Raw genomic sequence first — 17,082 nt, forward strand, 5'->3', positions numbered from 1 at the left:
CAATGATTCGCTTTGAACACGTCAGCAAGGCCTATCTCGGTGGGAGACAAGCGTTGCAGGGGGTGACATTCCACCTGCAACCGGGCGAGATGGCATTCCTGACCGGCCATTCCGGCGCGGGGAAAAGTACCCTGCTCAAGCTTATCTGTGGGATCGAACGGCCAAGTGCCGGGAAAATCTTTTTCGGCGGTCATGAGATAAGCCGTCTGAAAAATCGCGAAGTGCCGTTTCTGCGTCGGCAGATCGGCATGATTTTCCAGGACCACCACCTGCTGATGGATCGCACCGTTTTCGATAACGTGGCTATTCCGCTGATTATTGCCGGTGCCAGCTATGATGATATCCGCCGTCGCGTCTCTGCGGCGCTGGATAAGGTCGGGCTGCTGGACAAAGCGAAGAATTTCCCGATCCAGCTCTCCGGCGGTGAACAGCAGCGCGTGGGCATTGCCCGTGCGGTGGTGAACAAACCTGCGGTGCTGCTGGCGGATGAGCCGACCGGTAACCTGGACGACGCCCTGTCAGAAGGGATTTTGCGTCTGTTTGAGGAGTTCAACCGCGTAGGGGTGACGGTTTTGATGGCGACGCACGATATCGGGCTTATTTCCCGTCGTTCGTACCGCATGCTGACCCTGAGCGACGGTCATTTGCACGGAGGCCATGGTGAATAAGCGTGATGCAATAAACCAGATTCGACAGTTCGGGAACCGGTTTGATCGTTTCCGTAAGTCGCAGGGCGGTGGTGATGGCAATCGTAATGCGCCAAAGCGCCAGAAAGCCGCGCCAAAGCCTGCCTCCCGCAAAACCAACGTGTTTAACGAGCAGGTGCGCTACGCGTTCCACGGCGCGCTGCAGGACCTGAAAAGCAAACCGCTGGCGACGTTCCTGACGGTGATGGTGATTGCCATCTCCCTGACGCTGCCAAGCGTCTGCTATATGGTCTATAAAAACGTCAACCAGGCGGCCTCACAATACTATCCGTCCCCGCAGATCACGGTCTATCTGGATAAAGCGCTCGACGATAACGCCGCAGCGCAGGTGGTCGGGCAAATTCAGGCCGAGCAGGGTGTGGAGAAGGTTAACTATCTCTCGCGTGAAGACGCGCTGGGCGAGTTCCGCAACTGGTCAGGCTTTGGCGGCGCGCTGGACATGCTTGAAGAGAACCCGCTGCCTGCCGTGGCGGTGGTGATCCCGAAGCTGGATTTCCAGGGGACCGATTCGCTTAACACCCTGCGCGATCGCATCACGCGCATTAAGGGCATTGATGAAGTGCGCATGGATGACAGCTGGTTTGCGCGTCTCTCTGCCCTGACCGGGCTGGTAGGCCGCGTGGCGGCGATGATTGGCGTGCTGATGGTGGCGGCGGTCTTCCTCGTCATCGGTAACAGCGTGCGCCTGAGCATCTTCGCCCGTCGCGATACCATCAACGTGCAGAAACTGATTGGTGCGACGGATGGTTTCATCCTGCGTCCGTTCCTCTATGGCGGCGCACTGCTCGGTTTTTCCGGCGCATTTCTTTCACTGATATTGTCAGAAATTTTGGTGATGCGTCTGTCGTCGGCAGTCACAGAAGTGGCGCAGGTTTTCGGAACGAAGTTTGATATCAGCGGCTTAGGGTTCGATGAGTGCCTGTTGCTGCTGCTGGTGTGTTCGATGATTGGGTGGGTGGCAGCCTGGCTGGCAACCGTTCAACATTTACGTCACTTTACTCCCGATTAATAAAAGCGTGATATAATCTTTCCCTGCACCGAGATGTTCGCTCTGCAGGGAAAGCGTCCCTGTTGTCTCTTCCCCTGTTATCATCTTCATGTCACATTTTGTGCGTAATTTATTCACCGTTGCACCTGGAACTTGTGGATAAAATCACTGTCTGATACAAGAGTGAATGCTAATCTCGTTGCTCAAACGCTTTGGCATGGTTGTTGCCTGATGGGGATAACCTGGACCAGAAGAAACATTGAGAGGAATGAATGACCAAAGAAATGCAAACTTTAGCTTTAGCCCCTGTTGGTAACCTGGAGTCTTACATCCGGGCTGCGAACACCTGGCCGATGTTAACGGCCGAGGAAGAAAAGGAGCTTGCTGAAAAGCTGCATTACCAGGGCGATCTGGAAGCAGCTAAGACGCTGATCCTGTCTCACCTGCGCTTTGTTGTTCACGTTGCTCGTAATTATGCGGGCTACGGCCTGCCGCAGGCGGACTTGATTCAGGAAGGTAACATCGGTCTGATGAAGGCTGTGCGTCGCTTCAACCCGGAAGTGGGTGTGCGACTGGTCTCCTTCGCCGTGCACTGGATCAAAGCAGAGATTCACGAATACGTTCTGCGTAACTGGCGTATTGTGAAAGTCGCCACGACAAAAGCGCAACGCAAACTGTTCTTTAACCTGCGTAAAACCAAGCAGCGTCTGGGCTGGTTCAATCAGGATGAAGTTGAAATGGTGGCGCGTGAGCTGGGCGTATCCAGCAAAGATGTGCGTGAGATGGAATCCCGTATGGCCGCGCAGGACATGACCTTTGATATGTCCTCCGACGACGACGCATCCGACAGCCAGCCGATGGCACCGGTACTGTATCTGCAGGATAAAACCTCTAACTTTGCTGACGGCATTGAAGAGGATAACTGGGAAGATCAGGCCGCGAACAAGCTGACCCATGCGATGGAAGGCCTCGACGAACGTAGCCAGGATATTATCCGCGCCCGCTGGCTGGACGAAGACAATAAGTCCACGCTGCAGGAACTGGCCGACCGCTACGGCGTTTCCGCTGAACGTGTTCGTCAGCTTGAGAAGAACGCCATGAAAAAACTTCGCGCCGCTATCGAAGCGTAAGATAAGCGAAGTACACCGAGAACCCTCGAATGCAAATTCGGGGGTTTTGTTTTTTTAGCGCCCGCTCTGGCGAATTCCTTCCCCCTGGCAAACACTTACTGATGCGCTAAGCAGGCGACTTTCTCAGGGGGACAGGGTGAAAAATAACGAACTGAACGACCGGCGTTTACAGGCGACGCCGCGCGGCATCGGCGTGATGTGTAATTTTTATGCCGATAAAGCTGAAAACGCCACGGTGTGGGACGTGGAGGGTAATGAGTACATCGACTTCGCTGCGGGGATCGCGGTACTGAATACCGGCCATCGCCATCCAAAAGTCATTGCCGCCATCGAAAAGCAACTCCATGCCTTTACCCACACGGCCTACCAGATTGTGCCGTACGAAGGCTACGTGGCGCTTGCCGAACGTCTCAACGAACGCGTGCCCGTTGAGGGCCCGGCTAAAACGGCGTTCTTCTCCACGGGGGCTGAGGCTGTCGAAAACGCCGTAAAAATTGCCCGCGCGTATACCAGGCGTCCTGGCCTTATCACCTTCGGTGGTGCATTCCACGGCCGCACCTTTATGACGATGGCTTTAACGGGGAAAGTGGCACCCTACAAACTGGGTTTTGGCCCGTTCCCCGGCTCGGTTTACCACGCGCAATATCCAAATGAACTGCACGGCGTCAGCACGGCGGAAGCGTTGAAAAGCCTGGAACGCATCTTTAAAGCGGATATCGCACCCGACCAGGTCGCGGCCATTATTCTTGAGCCGGTTCAGGGGGAAGGTGGTTTCAACATTGCGCCTGCTGATTTTATGCAGGCCCTGCGCGCCCTGTGCGATACCCACGGCATTTTGCTGATTGCCGACGAGGTGCAAAGCGGCTTCGCCCGTACCGGCAAGCTATTCTCGATGGAACACCACTGCGTGAAGCCCGATCTGATCACCATGGCGAAAAGCCTGGCGGGCGGGATGCCGCTCTCGGCGGTTTCTGGCCGTGCGGAGGTGATGGACGCACCTGCACCTGGTGGGTTGGGCGGAACCTACGCCGGTAACCCGCTGGCGATTGCGGCGGCGCATGCCGTGCTGGACGTGATTGATGAAGAGGATCTCTGCACGCGCTCGGCGCACCTTGGTCATCACCTGGTGGAAGTGCTGAGCAAAGCGAAGGAACATTGCCCGTATATCGCTGACATTCGCGCGCAAGGCTCGATGGTGGCGGTGGAGTTTAACGACCCGCAATCAGGGCTCCCGTCGCCGGAATTCACCCGTCAGGTACAAGAACGCGCATTGCAGGAAGGGCTACTTCTTCTGAGCTGCGGCGTCTACGGCAACGTCATTCGTTTCCTGTATCCGCTGACTATCCCTGAAGTGCAGTTCCGTAAAGCGCTGGACATCATCTCCGCGTCGCTGACACGTTAAAGCCATATGCCCGGCGGAAATCTCTGCCGGGCTTATCATATATTCATTTCAAATTAGCTATTCCAAAATCATAAAAATGGGGTATGTTTTAGCAGAGTATGCTGAAAAAGCGCGAGTGGCATACCTATAACTGAAATAAAGCGCTACACAACAACATCACAATAATCGTAATAACCATAATAATGGGGAATCTCAGGATGAACATGAAGGGTAAAGCGTTACTGGCAGGATGTATCGCGTTGGCATTTAGCACGATGGCACAGGCAGATATTAAAGTGGCTGTCGTAGGAGCGATGTCCGGTCCGGTAGCACAGTATGGTGACCAGGAATTTACTGGCGCAGAACAGGCGGTTGCAGACATTAATGCCAAGGGCGGTATTAAGGGCGAAAAACTGCAGATCGTAAAATATGATGATGCCTGTGATCCGAAACAAGCGGTCGCGGTCGCGAACAAAGTGGTGAACGACGGGATCAAATACGTTATCGGTCACCTGTGCTCTTCCTCAACTCAGCCAGCGTCTGACATCTACGAAGACGAAGGCATTCTGATGATCACCCCGGCTGCAACCGCACCGGAACTGACCTCGCGCGGCTACAAGCTGACCCTGCGCACCACCGGCCTGGACTCTGACCAAGGCCCAACTGCAGCGAAATACATCGTTGAAAAAGTGAAGCCGAAGCGCATTGCTATCGTTCATGACAAGCAGCAGTACGGTGAAGGTCTGGCGCGTTCCGTCCAGGACAACCTGAAGAAAGCGAATGCTGACGTGGTGTTCTTCGACGGTATTACTGCCGGTGAGAAAGACTTCTCCACCCTGGTGGCGCGTCTGAAGAAAGAGAATATTGATTTTGTGTACTACGGTGGTTACCACCCGGAAATGGGCCAGATCCTGCGCCAGGCGCGTGCTGCAGGCCTGAAAACCCAGTTCATGGGCCCGGAAGGCGTGGCGAACGTCTCTCTGTCTAACATCGCGGGTGAATCCGCTGAAGGCCTGCTGGTGACCAAACCGAAGAACTACGACCAGGTTCCGGCGAACAAACCAATCGTAGATGCCATCAAGGCGAAGAAACAGGATCCAAGCGGTGCGTTCGTCTGGACCACCTACGCTGCGCTGCAGTCTCTGCAAGCGGGCCTGAACCAGTCAGCCGATCCGGCAGAGATTGCCACCTGGCTGAAAGCGAATACTGTTGAGACCGTGATGGGGCCACTCTCCTGGGATGAGAAGGGCGACCTGAAGGGCTTCGAGTTCGGCGTGTTTGACTGGCACGCTAACGGCACGGCGACAGACGCCAAATAATTTTCCCGTCGCCTTTCGCGCCGCAGGTGCGTTGGCTGCGTTATTCAACCCCGGTCACTTACTTATGTAAGCTCCCGGGGATTTCATAACTTGCCGCCTTCCTGCAACACGAAATTCTTGGGAAAAGCCGCAAAAAGGCAACGTAAGTTGCCTTTTTTAATGTTTTCTCCCTCTCCCTGTGGGAGAGGGGCGGGGTGAGGGCATCAGGCCGCACAGATCATCTCTGGCGCTTCTCCCACCCATTCTCCTGCGCCGTAAACCCTAACGCCTGCATAAATGCCGCCATCACGCCACGGTCTTCCACGCCCACGTCGGCCATCCACCAGGAGGTCACGCTCGGGTTTTCGCGGATCACTTCTTCAATCAAATACTGCCCTACACCACGACGACGGGTGACGTCACGCACGCGCAGTGAATCCAACGCCCCTTCGGTGCCGCTCAGAGTCACGCGAACCGCAGCCAGTAAACGTTCATTAAATCGCGCAGCATAAATGCGGTGAGTCTCGTCGACGTGCAGTGACGAAGGGGAATATTCCGGCCAGATCTTGCCCAGGTCGATATGATCCTGGTCGCTAAAGGTCACCAGACGAACGATTGTCAGTTTCATTAGCTTGTTGTCCAAATCAAATTGAGTAGGGGCAGTGTACTCAATTTATTCACTCAGCGGCTTCCTCTTTTTATTCTCATTAACCAGGTGATTAGTTTTTTGGCAGCGCAATGGGCAGTTTGAAAACACATGGATCGAAAAATAAGCAGAATTTTAACCTGAGTGGTAGTGATTTATTCGGCGCTTTGTACCGTTATTTTATGCTGCAAACTGCACTTTTATTTGTTTATCTCTGCCTGATTTCAGAATATTATCTTTGCTTAATAGCCTGAAAAATAGAGATTTTAGTCTGGTTTTTGACAAAAACCTGCGCTAAACCATTAAAGGCACTGGTAAAAATAGCGTTGTGCATTAAAAGTACAGAATGCTTTTTAACCAGAATAAAACAAAATATAAACACGACATCACGAATGGGGATTCAGAGATGAGAAGGAACGCGAAAACGTTACTCGCGGGGATGGTTGCATTGTCGATTTCGCATGCGGCCATGGCGGAAGAGATTAAAGTTGCTGTAGTCGGTGCGATGTCCGGTCCTGTTGCCCAGTGGGGGGATATGGAGTTCAACGGTGCGCGCCAGGCCATCAAAGACATCAACGCCAAAGGCGGTATCAAAGGCGACAAACTGGTCGGTGTGGAATACGACGATGCTTGCGATCCTAAACAGGCCGTTGCGGTCGCCAACAAAATCGTCAACGACGGTATTCAGTATGTGATCGGCCACCTGTGCTCATCCTCTACCCAGCCTGCGTCTGATATCTACGAAGACGAAGGCATTCTGATGATCACCCCAGGTGCGACCAACCCGGAGCTGACCCAACGCGGCTATCAGCACATTATGCGTACCGCGGGTCTGGACTCCTCTCAGGGCCCAACCGCCGCCAAATACATCCTCGACACCGTTAAGCCACAGCGCATTGCCATTATTCATGACAAACAGCAGTACGGTGAAGGCCTGGCGCGTTCCGTTCAGGACGGCCTGAAAAAAGGCGGCGCGAATGTCGTCTTCTTCGATGGAATTACCGCCGGTGAGAAAGACTTCTCCGCGCTGATTGCCCGTCTGCAAAAAGAGAATATTGATTTCGTTTATTACGGCGGCTACTACCCGGAAATGGGCCAGATGCTGCGCCAGGCGCGGTCAGTAGGGCTGAAAACCCAGTTTATGGGGCCGGAAGGCGTGGGTAACGCCTCCCTGTCAAACATCGCGGGTGATGCTGCCGAAGGCATGCTGGTAACGATGCCAAAACGCTATGACCAGGATCCGGCCAACAAGGCTATCGTTGATGCGCTCAAGGCGCAGAAGAAGGATCCGAGTGGTCCATACGTCTGGATCACCTACGCGGCTGTACAGTCTCTGGCAACCGCACTGGATCGCTCCGGCAGCAAAGAACCGCTGGATCTGGTGAAAGATTTAAAAGCACACGGGGCGAACACCGTGATTGGGCCGCTGAACTGGGATGAGAAAGGCGATCTGAAGGGATTTGAGTTTGGTGTCTTTAAGTGGCACGCCGACGGTTCATCCTCGGCCGCCAAATAATTATCCCACCGCCCGGACTGACGGGCGGGTATAAAAAGGTTTGCATATGTCCGAGCAGTTTCTCTATTTCCTGCAGCAGATGTTTAACGGCGTCACGCTGGGAAGCACCTACGCGCTGATCGCCATCGGCTATACGATGGTTTACGGTATTATCGGCATGATTAACTTCGCCCACGGCGAGGTGTACATGATCGGTAGTTATGTCTCCTTTATGATCATCGCCGCGCTGATGATGATGGGTATTGACAGCAGCTGGCTGCTGGTCGCTGCCGGGTTTGTCGGCGCGATCGTGATTGCCAGTGCCTATGGCTGGAGCATCGAACGCGTGGCCTACCGGCCGGTGCGCAGCTCCAAGCGCCTGATTGCCCTGATCTCCGCCATCGGTATGTCAATCTTCCTGCAAAACTACGTCAGCCTGACCGAAGGCTCGCGCGACGTGGCGCTGCCAAGCTTGTTTAATGGCCAGTGGGTTGTCGGGGCGAGTGATAACTTCTCTGCGTCTATTACCACCATGCAGTTGGTTATCTGGATCGTGACCTTCATTGCGATGCTGGCGCTGACCTTGTTCATTCGTTATTCCCGCATGGGGCGCGCCTGTCGTGCCTGCGCGGAAGACCTGAAGATGGCGAGCCTGCTTGGCATTAACACGGACCGTGTGATTGCACTTACCTTCGTGATTGGTGCGGCAATGGCTGCCGTCGCAGGTGTGCTGCTCGGTCAGTTCTACGGTGTGATTAACCCGTACATCGGCTTTATGGCCGGGATGAAAGCCTTCACCGCCGCGGTGCTGGGCGGTATCGGCAGCATTCCGGGCGCGATGATTGGCGGTCTTATCCTCGGTGTGGCCGAAGCGCTCTCCTCGGCGTATCTGAGTACGGAATATAAAGATGTGGTGTCGTTTGCCCTGCTGATTCTGGTTCTGCTGGTAATGCCTACCGGTATTCTGGGTCGTCCGGAGGTAGAGAAAGTATGAAACCGATGCATTTTGCAATGGCGCTGCTCTCTGCCGCCATGTTCTTCGTGCTGGCGGGCGTCTTTATGGGCGTTCAGTTAGAGCTGAACGGTACTAAGCTGGTGGTGGACACCGCAGCAGACATCCGCTGGCAGTGGGTGTTTATCGGCACTGCCGTGGTGTTCCTGTTCCAGCTGCTGCGTCCGCTGTTCCAGAAGACGCTGAAAGGCGTTTCTGGCCCGAAATTCGTGCTGCCTGCGATTGATGGTTCAACTGTTAAACAGAAGCTGTTCCTCGTCGCCCTGCTGGTGGCGGCGGTGGCATGGCCGTTCGTGGTGTCGCGCGGGACGGTAGACATTGCCACTCTGACCATGATCTACGTGATCCTCGGTCTCGGTCTGAATGTGGTAGTGGGTTTGTCTGGCCTGCTGGTGCTGGGCTACGGCGGCTTCTACGCCATCGGCGCCTACACATTTGCGCTGTTGAACCACTATTACGGTCTCGGCTTCTGGACGTGTCTGCCGCTGGCGGGGTTGGTTTCTGCGGCTGCGGGCTTCCTGCTGGGCTTCCCGGTGCTGCGCCTGCGCGGTGACTACCTGGCGATTGTGACCTTAGGCTTTGGTGAAATCGTCCGTATCTTGCTGCTCAACAACACTGAAGTGACCGGTGGCCCGAACGGTATCAGCCAGATCCCGAAACCGACCTTCTTCGGTCTGGAATTCAGCCGTACCGCTCGTGAAGGCGGCTGGGATACCTTCAGCAACTTCTTTGGCGTGAAATACGACCCGTCTGACCGTGTCATCTGGCTCTACCTGGTGGCGCTGCTGCTGGTGGTTATTACCCTGTTCGTGATCAACCGTCTGCTGCGCATGCCGCTGGGCCGCGCGTGGGAAGCACTGCGTGAAGATGAGATCGCCTGCCGCTCCCTGGGCCTGAACCCTACCCGCATCAAGCTGACCGCGTTCACCATCAGTGCCGCGTTTGCCGGTTTTGCCGGAACGCTGTTTGCCGCGCGCCAGGGCTTTGTCAGCCCGGAATCCTTCACTTTTGCCGAATCTGCCTTTGTGCTGGCGATTGTGGTGCTCGGCGGGATGGGTTCGCAGTTCGCCGTTATCCTGGCGGCCATCCTGCTGGTGGTCTCACGTGAGCTGATGCGCGACTTTAACGAATACAGCATGCTGATGCTGGGTGGTTTAATGGTGCTGATGATGATCTGGCGTCCGCAGGGCTTGCTGCCGATGACCCGTCCACAGCTGAAGCTGAAGAACGGGCAAGCGAAAGGAGAGCAGGCATGAGTCAGCCATTATTATCCGTTAACGGTCTGATGATGCGTTTTGGCGGCCTGCTGGCGGTCAACAACGTGAATCTGGATCTGCATAAGAAAGAGATTGTCTCCCTGATTGGCCCGAACGGCGCGGGGAAAACGACGGTCTTCAACTGTTTGACCGGTTTCTACAAGCCGACGGGCGGCACCATTATGCTGCGCGACCAGCACCTTGAAGGCCTGCCCGGGCAACAGATCGCCCGTATGGGCGTGGTGCGTACTTTCCAGCACGTACGTCTGTTCCGCGAGATGACGGTCATTGAGAACCTGCTGGTGGCGCAACATCAGCAGCTGAAAACCGGGCTTTTCTCCGGCCTGCTGAAAACCCCGGCCTTCCGTCGCGCGCAGGATGAAGCGCTGGATCGCGCTGCCACCTGGCTCGACCGCATCGGTCTGTTGCAGCACGCTAACCGTCAGGCTAGCAACCTGGCTTACGGCGACCAACGCCGTCTGGAGATTGTGCGTTGCATGGTGACGCAGCCGGAAATCCTGATGCTCGACGAGCCTGCTGCTGGCCTCAACCCGAAAGAGACCAAAGAGCTGGACGAGCTGATTGCCGAGCTGCGCGATCATCACGACACCACCATCCTGCTGATTGAGCACGATATGAAGCTGGTGATGGGCATTTCTGACCGTATCTACGTGGTAAACCAGGGCACGCCGCTGGCAAACGGCACGCCGGAAGAGATCCGCAACAATCCGGACGTGATCCGCGCCTATTTAGGCGAAGCATAATGGGGGCGAGCCATAAGATGGAAAAAGCGATGTTAACGTTCGACAAGGTCAATGCGCACTACGGCAAGATTCAGGCGCTGCACGATGTCAGCCTTCATATCAATCAGGGTGAAATCGTCACCCTGATTGGGGCCAACGGCGCGGGCAAAACCACACTGCTCGGCACCCTGTGCGGTGACCCGCGCGCGACCAGCGGGCGAATTGTGTTTGATGGCAAAGACATTACCGACTGGCAGACCGCCAGGATCATGCGTGAAGCCGTGGCGATTGTGCCGGAAGGGCGCCGCGTGTTTTCCCGCATGACGGTCGAAGAGAACCTGGCGATGGGCGGGTTTTTCGCCCACCGCGATGAATACCAGACCCGTATCAAGTGGGTGTATGAACTCTTCCCGCGCCTGTGGGAACGCCGTATTCAGCGTGCGGGCACTATGTCCGGTGGTGAACAGCAGATGCTGGCGATTGGCCGTGCGCTGATGAGCCAGCCGCGATTGTTGCTGCTCGATGAACCGTCGTTGGGGCTTGCGCCAATCATCATCCAGCAGATTTTCGACACTATCGAACAGTTGCGTAAAGAGGGGATGACCATCTTCCTCGTCGAGCAGAATGCTAACCAGGCGCTGAAGCTTGCAGACCGTGGCTACGTGCTGGAGAACGGCCGCGTGGTGCTTTCTGATACCGGAGACGCGCTGCTCGCGAACGAGGCGGTGCGGAGCGCTTATTTAGGCGGCTGAGCCGTCTTCATCGCCCGGTGGCGCTTACGCTTACCGGGCCTACAGGATCGAGTAGGCCGGGTAAGGCGTAGCCGCCACCCGGCTTTTTTTCACCCCCAACCCCCTTCACACAACCATCATCCCCCTGACGCCTGGCTGTCACTTATCTGTAAACAAACAGTTATTTTTCTGTCATTCGAGCATGTCATGTTACCTCGCGAGCATAAAACGCGTGATATCGCGCATCCGGCACAATAAGAGAGATGACAATGACATCGTTACGACACACAGCTTTGGGTCTGGCAATTGGTCTGGCTTTTGCGACGAACGCAATGGCTGTCACCACCATTCCGTTCTGGCATTCCATGGAAGGGGAGTTGGGTAAAGAAGTTGACTCCCTGGCGCAGCGTTTCAACGACACCCATCCGGATTACAAAATTGTGCCGGTGTATAAAGGTAACTACGAGCAGAGCCTGAGCGCAGGTATCGCTGCTTTCCGTACCGGCAACGCGCCTGCGCTGTTACAGGTTTATGAAGTGGGTACCGCCACCATGATGGCCTCTAAAGCCATCAAACCGGTGTACGAAGTCTTTAAAGACGCGGGTATCAACTTCGACGAATCCCAGTTCGTACCGACCGTTTCCGGTTACTACACCGATTCCAAAACTGGCCACCTGCTGTCACAGCCGTTTAACAGCTCCACCCCTGTGCTGTACTACAACAAAGACGCCTTCAAAAAAGCCGGTTTAGATCCAGAGCAGCCGCCAAAAACCTGGCAGGATCTGGCGGAGTACACCGCGAAGCTGAAAGCGGCAGGGATGAAGTGCGGTTATGCGAGCGGCTGGCAGGGCTGGATCCAGATTGAAAACTTCAGCGCCTGGCATGGCCTGCCGGTGGCGACCAAAAACAACGGTTTCGACGGCACTGACGCGGTCCTGGAGTTCAATAAGCCAGAGCAGGTGAAACACATTGCGCTGCTGGAAGAACTCAACAAGAAGGGCGATTTCAGCTACTACGGCCGTAAAGACGAATCCACCGAGAAGTTCTACAACGGCGATTGCGCTATTACTACCGCTTCTTCCGGCTCGCTGGCAGACATCCGTCATTACGCCAAATTCAACTACGGCGTGGGCATGATGCCTTACGACGCTGACGTGAAAGGCGCACCGCAGAACGCCATCATCGGCGGGGCAAGCCTGTGGGTGATGCAGGGCAAAGACAAAGGGACCTACAAAGGCGTAGCCGAGTTCCTCGACTTCCTGGCAAAACCAGAAAATGCCGCCGAATGGCACCAGAAAACCGGTTACCTGCCAATCACCAAAGCCGCCTATGACCTGACCCGCGAGCAGGGCTTCTACAGCAAGAACCCGGGCGCGGACATCGCGACGCGTCAGATGCTGAACAAGCCGCCGTTGCCGTACACCAAAGGTCTGCGTCTGGGCAATATGCCGCAGATCCGCACCATCGTCGATGAAGAGCTGGAAAGCGTGTGGACCGGGAAGAAAACGCCACAGCAGGCGCTGGACTCTGCGGTAGAGCGCGGAAATCAGCTGCTGCGCCGCTTTGAGCAGTCGACCAAATCGTAAAAAAATGCCCGGTGGCGCTGCGCTTACCGGGCCTACGACGTGCCCCATGTAGGCCGGGTAAGGCGTAGCCGCCACCCGGCATTGTTCAGGAACCAAATCTCAATGTCATCATCCCGTCCGGTGTTCCGGTCCCGCTGGCTGCCCTATCTGCTGGTCGCGCCACAGCTGGTCATCACCGTTATCTTCTTTATCTGGCCTGCGGGCGAAGCGCTGTGGTACTCGGTGCAAAGCGTCGATCCCTTCGGGCTTTCCAGCCAGTTTGTTGGCCTGGACAACTTCACCGCGCTGTTCCATGACAGCTACTACCTGGACTCCTTCTGGACGACGATGAAGTTCAGCGCGCTGGTCACCGTCAGCGGCCTTGTTGCCTCGCTGTTTTTCGCCGCGCTGGTGGATTACGTGGTGCGCGGCAGCCGTCTGTATCAGACCCTGATGCTGCTGCCTTACGCCGTTGCGCCCGCCGTCGCTGCCGTGCTGTGGATCTTCCTGTTTAACCCTGGGCGCGGGCTGATTACCCACTTCCTGGCAGAGTTCGGCTACGACTGGAACCACGCGCAGAACAGCGGCCAGGCGATGTTCCTGGTGGTATTCGCCTCGGTGTGGAAGCAGATCAGCTACAACTTCCTGTTCTTCTTTGCCGCGCTGCAGTCCATTCCGCGCTCGCTGGTGGAAGCTGCGGCAATTGACGGCGCAGGGCCTATTCGTCGTTTCTTCAGGCTGTCGCTGCCGCTGATCGCCCCGGTGAGTTTCTTCCTGCTGGTGGTCAACCTCGTGTACGCCTTCTTCGATACCTTCCCGGTGATCGACGCAGCGACCGCAGGCGGCCCGGTGCAGGCGACAACGACGCTTATCTATAAGATCTACCGCGAAGGTTTTGCTGGCCTGGATCTCTCTGCCTCCGCAGCGCAATCCGTCGTGCTGATGTTCCTTGTCATCATCCTCACGGTGGTGCAGTTCCGTTATGTCGAAAGTAAGGTGCGCTACCAATGATTGAGAACCGTCGCGGGCTGACGATTTTCAGCCATACCATGCTGATTTTAGGGATTATTGTCATCCTGTTCCCGCTGTACGTGGCCTTTGTCGCCGCCACGCTGGACACCAAAGCGGTGTTTGATACGCCGATGACGCTGATCCCGGGCGGTCATCTTTTCGAGAATATGTCGACCATCTGGACGCAGGGCGTGGGCGTTAACAGCGCGCCGTTCTGGTTGATGATGCTCAACAGCTTCATCATGGCGTTCGGTATCACGGTGGGCAAAATTACGGTGTCGATGCTCTCGGCCTTTGCCATCGTCTGGTTCCGCTTTCCGCTACGCAACCTGTTCTTCTGGATGATCTTCATCACCCTGATGTTGCCGGTGGAGGTGCGAATCTTCCCGACGGTGGAGGTCATCGCCAATCTTGGGATGCTCGACAGCTATGCGGGCTTAACCCTGCCGTTGATGGCCTCGGCGACCGCCACCTTCCTGTTCCGCCAGTTCTTTATGACCCTGCCGGACGAGCTGATTGAAGCCGCGCGTATCGACGGCGCTTCACCGATGCGCTTCTTCCGCGACATCGTGCTGCCGCTGTCGAAAACCAACCTCGCGGCGCTGTTTGTGATCACCTTTATTTACGGCTGGAACCAGTACCTGTGGCCGCTGCTGATTATTCAGGACGTCAACCTCGGCACTGCCGTGGCGGGCATCAAAGGCATGATCGCCACTGGTGAAGGCACCACCCTCTGGAACCAGGTGATGGCGGCGATGCTGCTCACCCTTATCCCCCCGGTCGTTATCGTTTTAGCCATGCAGCGTGCGTTTGTGCGTGGTTTAGTGGACAGTGAGAAATAAGATGGCAGGTTTAAAACTTCAGGCAGTGACTAAAAGCTGGGATGGCAAAACCCAGGTTATTCAGCCGTTAACGCTCGACGTGGCGGACGGCGAATTTATCGTGATGGTCGGGCCGTCCGGCTGCGGTAAATCCACCTTGTTGCGCATGGTTGCGGGGCTTGAGCGCGTGACCTCCGGGGATATCTGGATTGACCGTCAGCGCGTCACCGAAATGGAGCCGAAAGACAGAGGCATCGCGATGGTGTTCCAGAACTATGCGCTCTATCCGCACATGAGTGTGGAAGAGAACATGGCCTGGGGGCTGAAAATCCGTGGGATGGGCAAAGGGCATATCGAGGAGCGCGTGAGAGAAGCGGCCCGCATTCTGGAGCTGGATGGCCTGCTGAAGCGCCGACCGCGTGAGCTTTCCGGCGGTCAGCGTCAGCGTGTGGCGATGGGGCGCGCGATTGTGCGTGACCCGGCGGTGTTCCTGTTTGATGAACCGCTCTCCAACCTCGACGCCAAGCTGCGCGTGCAGATGCGCCTGGAGCTACAGCAGCTGCATCGCCGCCTGAAAACCACCTCTTTGTACGTGACCCACGATCAGGTCGAAGCGATGACGCTCGCCCAGCGCGTGATGGTGATGAACAAGGGGATAGCTGAGCAGATCGGCACCCCGGTTGAAGTGTATGAAAAACCGGCCACCCGCTTTGTGGCGAGCTTTATCGGCAGCCCGGCAATGAACCTGCTGGAAGGGCGTATCAGCAGTGCTGGAACCCATTTTGAGCTGGAAAGCGGGATGGCATTGCCAATCAACTGGTACTATCGTGGCTACGCCGGGCGTAAAATGACGCTCGGTATCCGCCCAGAGCATATTGGTTTAACCTCTCAGGCGGAAGGCGGCGTACCGCTGGTGATGGATACGCTGGAGATGCTGGGGGCTGATAACCTGGCGCACGGACGTTGGGGCGAGCAAAAAATGGTGGTGCGTCTGGCACATCAGGAACGCCCTAAAGCCGGCAGCACGTTGTGGCTGCATCTGCCGGAAAATCACCTGCACTTATTTGACGGTGAAACAGGACAACGAGTATGAGCAACTGGCCTTATCCCCATATTGTCGCCCACCGTGGCGGCGGTAAACTGGCGCCGGAAAACACCCTGGCGGCAATTGATGTTGGCGCACGTTACGGTCACACAATGATTGAATTCGACGCCAAGCTGTCGAAAGACGGCGAAATTTTCCTGCTGCATGACGATAACCTCGAACGCACCAGCAACGGCTGGGGCGTGGCGGGTGAACTGCCGTGGCGCGATCTGCTGAAAGTGGATGCCGGAAGCTGGTACAGCGGCGAATTCAAAGGCGAGCCGCTGCCGCTGCTGGCGGAAGTGGCGGACCGCTGCCGTCAGCACGGCATGATGGCCAACATTGAAATCAAACCGACAACCAGCACCGGGCCGATAACGGGCAAGGTCATCGCGCTGGCAGCGCGTGAGTTGTGGGAAGGAATGACCGCGCCGTTGCTCTCCTCGTTCGAAATTGACGCGCTGGAAGCGGCACAGGCGGCCGTGCCCGAGTTGCCGCGTGGGCTGCTGCTGGACGAGTGGCGCGAGGACTGGCGCGAGCTGACGAAGCGCTTAGCGTGTGTCTCTATCCATCTCAATCACAAGCTGCTGGATGAGGTGCGCGTGAAGATGCTGAAAGACGCGGGTCTGCATATTCTGGTCTACACCGTCAATAAACCCCAGCGTGCAGCCGAACTGCTGCGCTGGGGCGTGGACAGCATCTGTACCGATGCGATTGACCTGATCGGCCCGGACTTTAGTTCTGCGGATTAAGCATACTGCCGTTCGACTGCTGCGGCAGCATATGCTGCTGTCCGCTGCTCTGCATTGTTCCGTTGCCTAACATGCCACCGTTATGGTTGGGCAGCGGCTGTTCCCGTACCTGACCCTGCTGCACGCGCTGAGTGTTGGCGTTCATCTGATTTTGCAGGTTTTGCTGTTGCATCTGGGTCTGCGTTTTCAACTGCTGGTTAAGCATCCCTTTTTGCTGTTGCTGCTGGCTCATCATCTCCGTCTGCATACGCTGCTGGCTCGGAATGACATAACCCTGCTGGTTCGGATTGTTCATGGTATTCAGTGGCTGTGCGAGCGCGGTAAACGGTAACAGCGCGGTAAGAATCAGTAAGCGTTTCATTGTCATTTCCTCCTTTTGAGGCCTCTCTTAAGTTTACCCTGATTTCACCATGACGATGATTTTTTAGGAGTTGTGAACCAGGCTTAAGCGGGGAATATGGA

General features: G+C 56.0%; 17 protein-coding genes. 15 read left to right on the forward strand and 2 right to left on the reverse strand.

Annotated elements, in window-relative coordinates; genetic code table 11:
- The first annotated feature begins 2 nt into the window (after positions 1-2).
- The 5 genes from ftsE to livJ all read left to right on the forward strand — a co-directional run bounded on the left by ftsE (position 3) and on the right by livJ (position 5,525).
- Positions 3-668 carry a cell division ATP-binding protein FtsE gene (gene ftsE, locus ACJ9Y9_RS01395; protein WP_025758973.1) on the forward strand — a complete coding sequence of 222 codons (666 nt, stop codon included), beginning with the start codon at positions 3-5 and terminating at the stop codon, positions 666-668.
- The gene (gene ftsX / locus ACJ9Y9_RS01400) at positions 661-1,716 is read left to right on the forward strand and encodes a permease-like cell division protein FtsX (RefSeq protein WP_028017960.1); all 1,056 of its coding nucleotides are present in this window, start codon (positions 661-663) and stop codon (positions 1,714-1,716) included. Before ftsE ends, ftsX begins: the two co-directional genes overlap by 8 nt.
- Before the next feature lie 251 nt (positions 1,717-1,967).
- The gene (rpoH, locus tag ACJ9Y9_RS01405) at positions 1,968-2,825 is read left to right on the forward strand and encodes an RNA polymerase sigma factor RpoH (protein ID WP_028017959.1); all 858 of its coding nucleotides are present in this window, start codon (positions 1,968-1,970) and stop codon (positions 2,823-2,825) included.
- 136 nt (positions 2,826-2,961) lie between these two features.
- Positions 2,962-4,227 carry a 4-aminobutyrate--2-oxoglutarate transaminase gene (locus ACJ9Y9_RS01410; protein WP_028017958.1) on the forward strand — a complete coding sequence of 422 codons (1,266 nt, stop codon included), beginning with the start codon at positions 2,962-2,964 and terminating at the stop codon, positions 4,225-4,227.
- A 197-nt stretch (positions 4,228-4,424) separates the two neighbouring features.
- Positions 4,425-5,525, forward strand: a complete 1,101-nt coding sequence (gene livJ, locus ACJ9Y9_RS01415) for a branched chain amino acid ABC transporter substrate-binding protein LivJ (RefSeq protein ID WP_152546598.1) — start codon at positions 4,425-4,427, stop codon at positions 5,523-5,525.
- Between the two features lie 217 nt (positions 5,526-5,742).
- Here the strand turns inward: livJ and panM are convergent, their stop codons facing one another.
- Positions 5,743-6,132: an aspartate 1-decarboxylase autocleavage activator PanM gene (gene panM, locus ACJ9Y9_RS01420; RefSeq protein ID WP_028017956.1), complete on the reverse strand. Its 390-nt coding sequence runs from the start codon at positions 6,130-6,132 to the stop codon at positions 5,743-5,745.
- A gap of 424 nt (positions 6,133-6,556) precedes the next feature.
- Here panM and livK point away from each other — a divergent pair, with 424 nt between their 5' ends.
- The 10 genes from livK to ugpQ all read left to right on the forward strand — a co-directional run bounded on the left by livK (position 6,557) and on the right by ugpQ (position 16,620).
- The gene (livK, locus tag ACJ9Y9_RS01425) at positions 6,557-7,666 is read left to right on the forward strand and encodes a high-affinity branched-chain amino acid ABC transporter substrate-binding protein LivK (RefSeq protein ID WP_028017955.1); all 1,110 of its coding nucleotides are present in this window, start codon (positions 6,557-6,559) and stop codon (positions 7,664-7,666) included.
- Between the two features lie 46 nt (positions 7,667-7,712).
- Positions 7,713-8,639 (forward strand): high-affinity branched-chain amino acid ABC transporter permease LivH, encoded by a 927-nt coding sequence (gene livH / locus ACJ9Y9_RS01430; protein WP_028017954.1) that lies wholly within the window; start codon positions 7,713-7,715, stop codon positions 8,637-8,639.
- Positions 8,636-9,913 (forward strand): branched chain amino acid ABC transporter permease LivM, encoded by a 1,278-nt coding sequence (gene livM / locus ACJ9Y9_RS01435; RefSeq protein WP_013099130.1) that lies wholly within the window; start codon positions 8,636-8,638, stop codon positions 9,911-9,913. Before livH ends, livM begins: the two co-directional genes overlap by 4 nt.
- Complete coding sequence (gene livG, locus ACJ9Y9_RS01440; protein ID WP_008500101.1) at positions 9,910-10,677, forward strand: high-affinity branched-chain amino acid ABC transporter ATP-binding protein LivG; 768 nt, start codon at positions 9,910-9,912, stop codon at positions 10,675-10,677. Before livM ends, livG begins: the two co-directional genes overlap by 4 nt.
- A gap of 17 nt (positions 10,678-10,694) precedes the next feature.
- Positions 10,695-11,408: a high-affinity branched-chain amino acid ABC transporter ATP-binding protein LivF gene (livF, locus tag ACJ9Y9_RS01445; RefSeq protein ID WP_022651964.1), complete on the forward strand. Its 714-nt coding sequence runs from the start codon at positions 10,695-10,697 to the stop codon at positions 11,406-11,408.
- Between the two features lie 248 nt (positions 11,409-11,656).
- Positions 11,657-12,973 (forward strand): sn-glycerol-3-phosphate ABC transporter substrate-binding protein UgpB, encoded by a 1,317-nt coding sequence (ugpB, locus tag ACJ9Y9_RS01450; protein WP_028017953.1) that lies wholly within the window; start codon positions 11,657-11,659, stop codon positions 12,971-12,973.
- 102 nt (positions 12,974-13,075) lie between these two features.
- Positions 13,076-13,963, forward strand: a complete 888-nt coding sequence (ugpA, locus tag ACJ9Y9_RS01455) for a sn-glycerol-3-phosphate ABC transporter permease UgpA (protein ID WP_023618241.1) — start codon at positions 13,076-13,078, stop codon at positions 13,961-13,963.
- Positions 13,960-14,805, forward strand: a complete 846-nt coding sequence (gene ugpE, locus ACJ9Y9_RS01460) for a sn-glycerol-3-phosphate ABC transporter permease UgpE (protein ID WP_028017952.1) — start codon at positions 13,960-13,962, stop codon at positions 14,803-14,805. Before ugpA ends, ugpE begins: the two co-directional genes overlap by 4 nt.
- Position 14,806: 1 nt before the next feature.
- A complete protein-coding gene (locus ACJ9Y9_RS01465; protein ID WP_028017951.1) occupies positions 14,807-15,877 on the forward strand; it encodes a sn-glycerol-3-phosphate import ATP-binding protein UgpC in 1,071 nt (356 codons plus the stop codon).
- Positions 15,874-16,620: a glycerophosphodiester phosphodiesterase gene (gene ugpQ, locus ACJ9Y9_RS01470; RefSeq protein WP_028017950.1), complete on the forward strand. Its 747-nt coding sequence runs from the start codon at positions 15,874-15,876 to the stop codon at positions 16,618-16,620. Before ACJ9Y9_RS01465 ends, ugpQ begins: the two co-directional genes overlap by 4 nt.
- Here the strand turns inward: ugpQ and ACJ9Y9_RS01475 are convergent.
- The gene (locus ACJ9Y9_RS01475; protein WP_028017949.1) at positions 16,604-16,981 is read right to left on the reverse strand and encodes a DUF2756 family protein; all 378 of its coding nucleotides are present in this window, start codon (positions 16,979-16,981) and stop codon (positions 16,604-16,606) included. The genes ugpQ and ACJ9Y9_RS01475 overlap by 17 nt on opposite strands.
- Between the last annotated feature and the right edge of the window lie 101 nt (positions 16,982-17,082).

It is taken from the genome of Enterobacter sp. CPE_E1241, from assembly GCF_045618265.1.
In the GTDB taxonomy this organism is placed as follows: domain Bacteria; phylum Pseudomonadota; class Gammaproteobacteria; order Enterobacterales; family Enterobacteriaceae; genus Enterobacter; species Enterobacter adelaidei.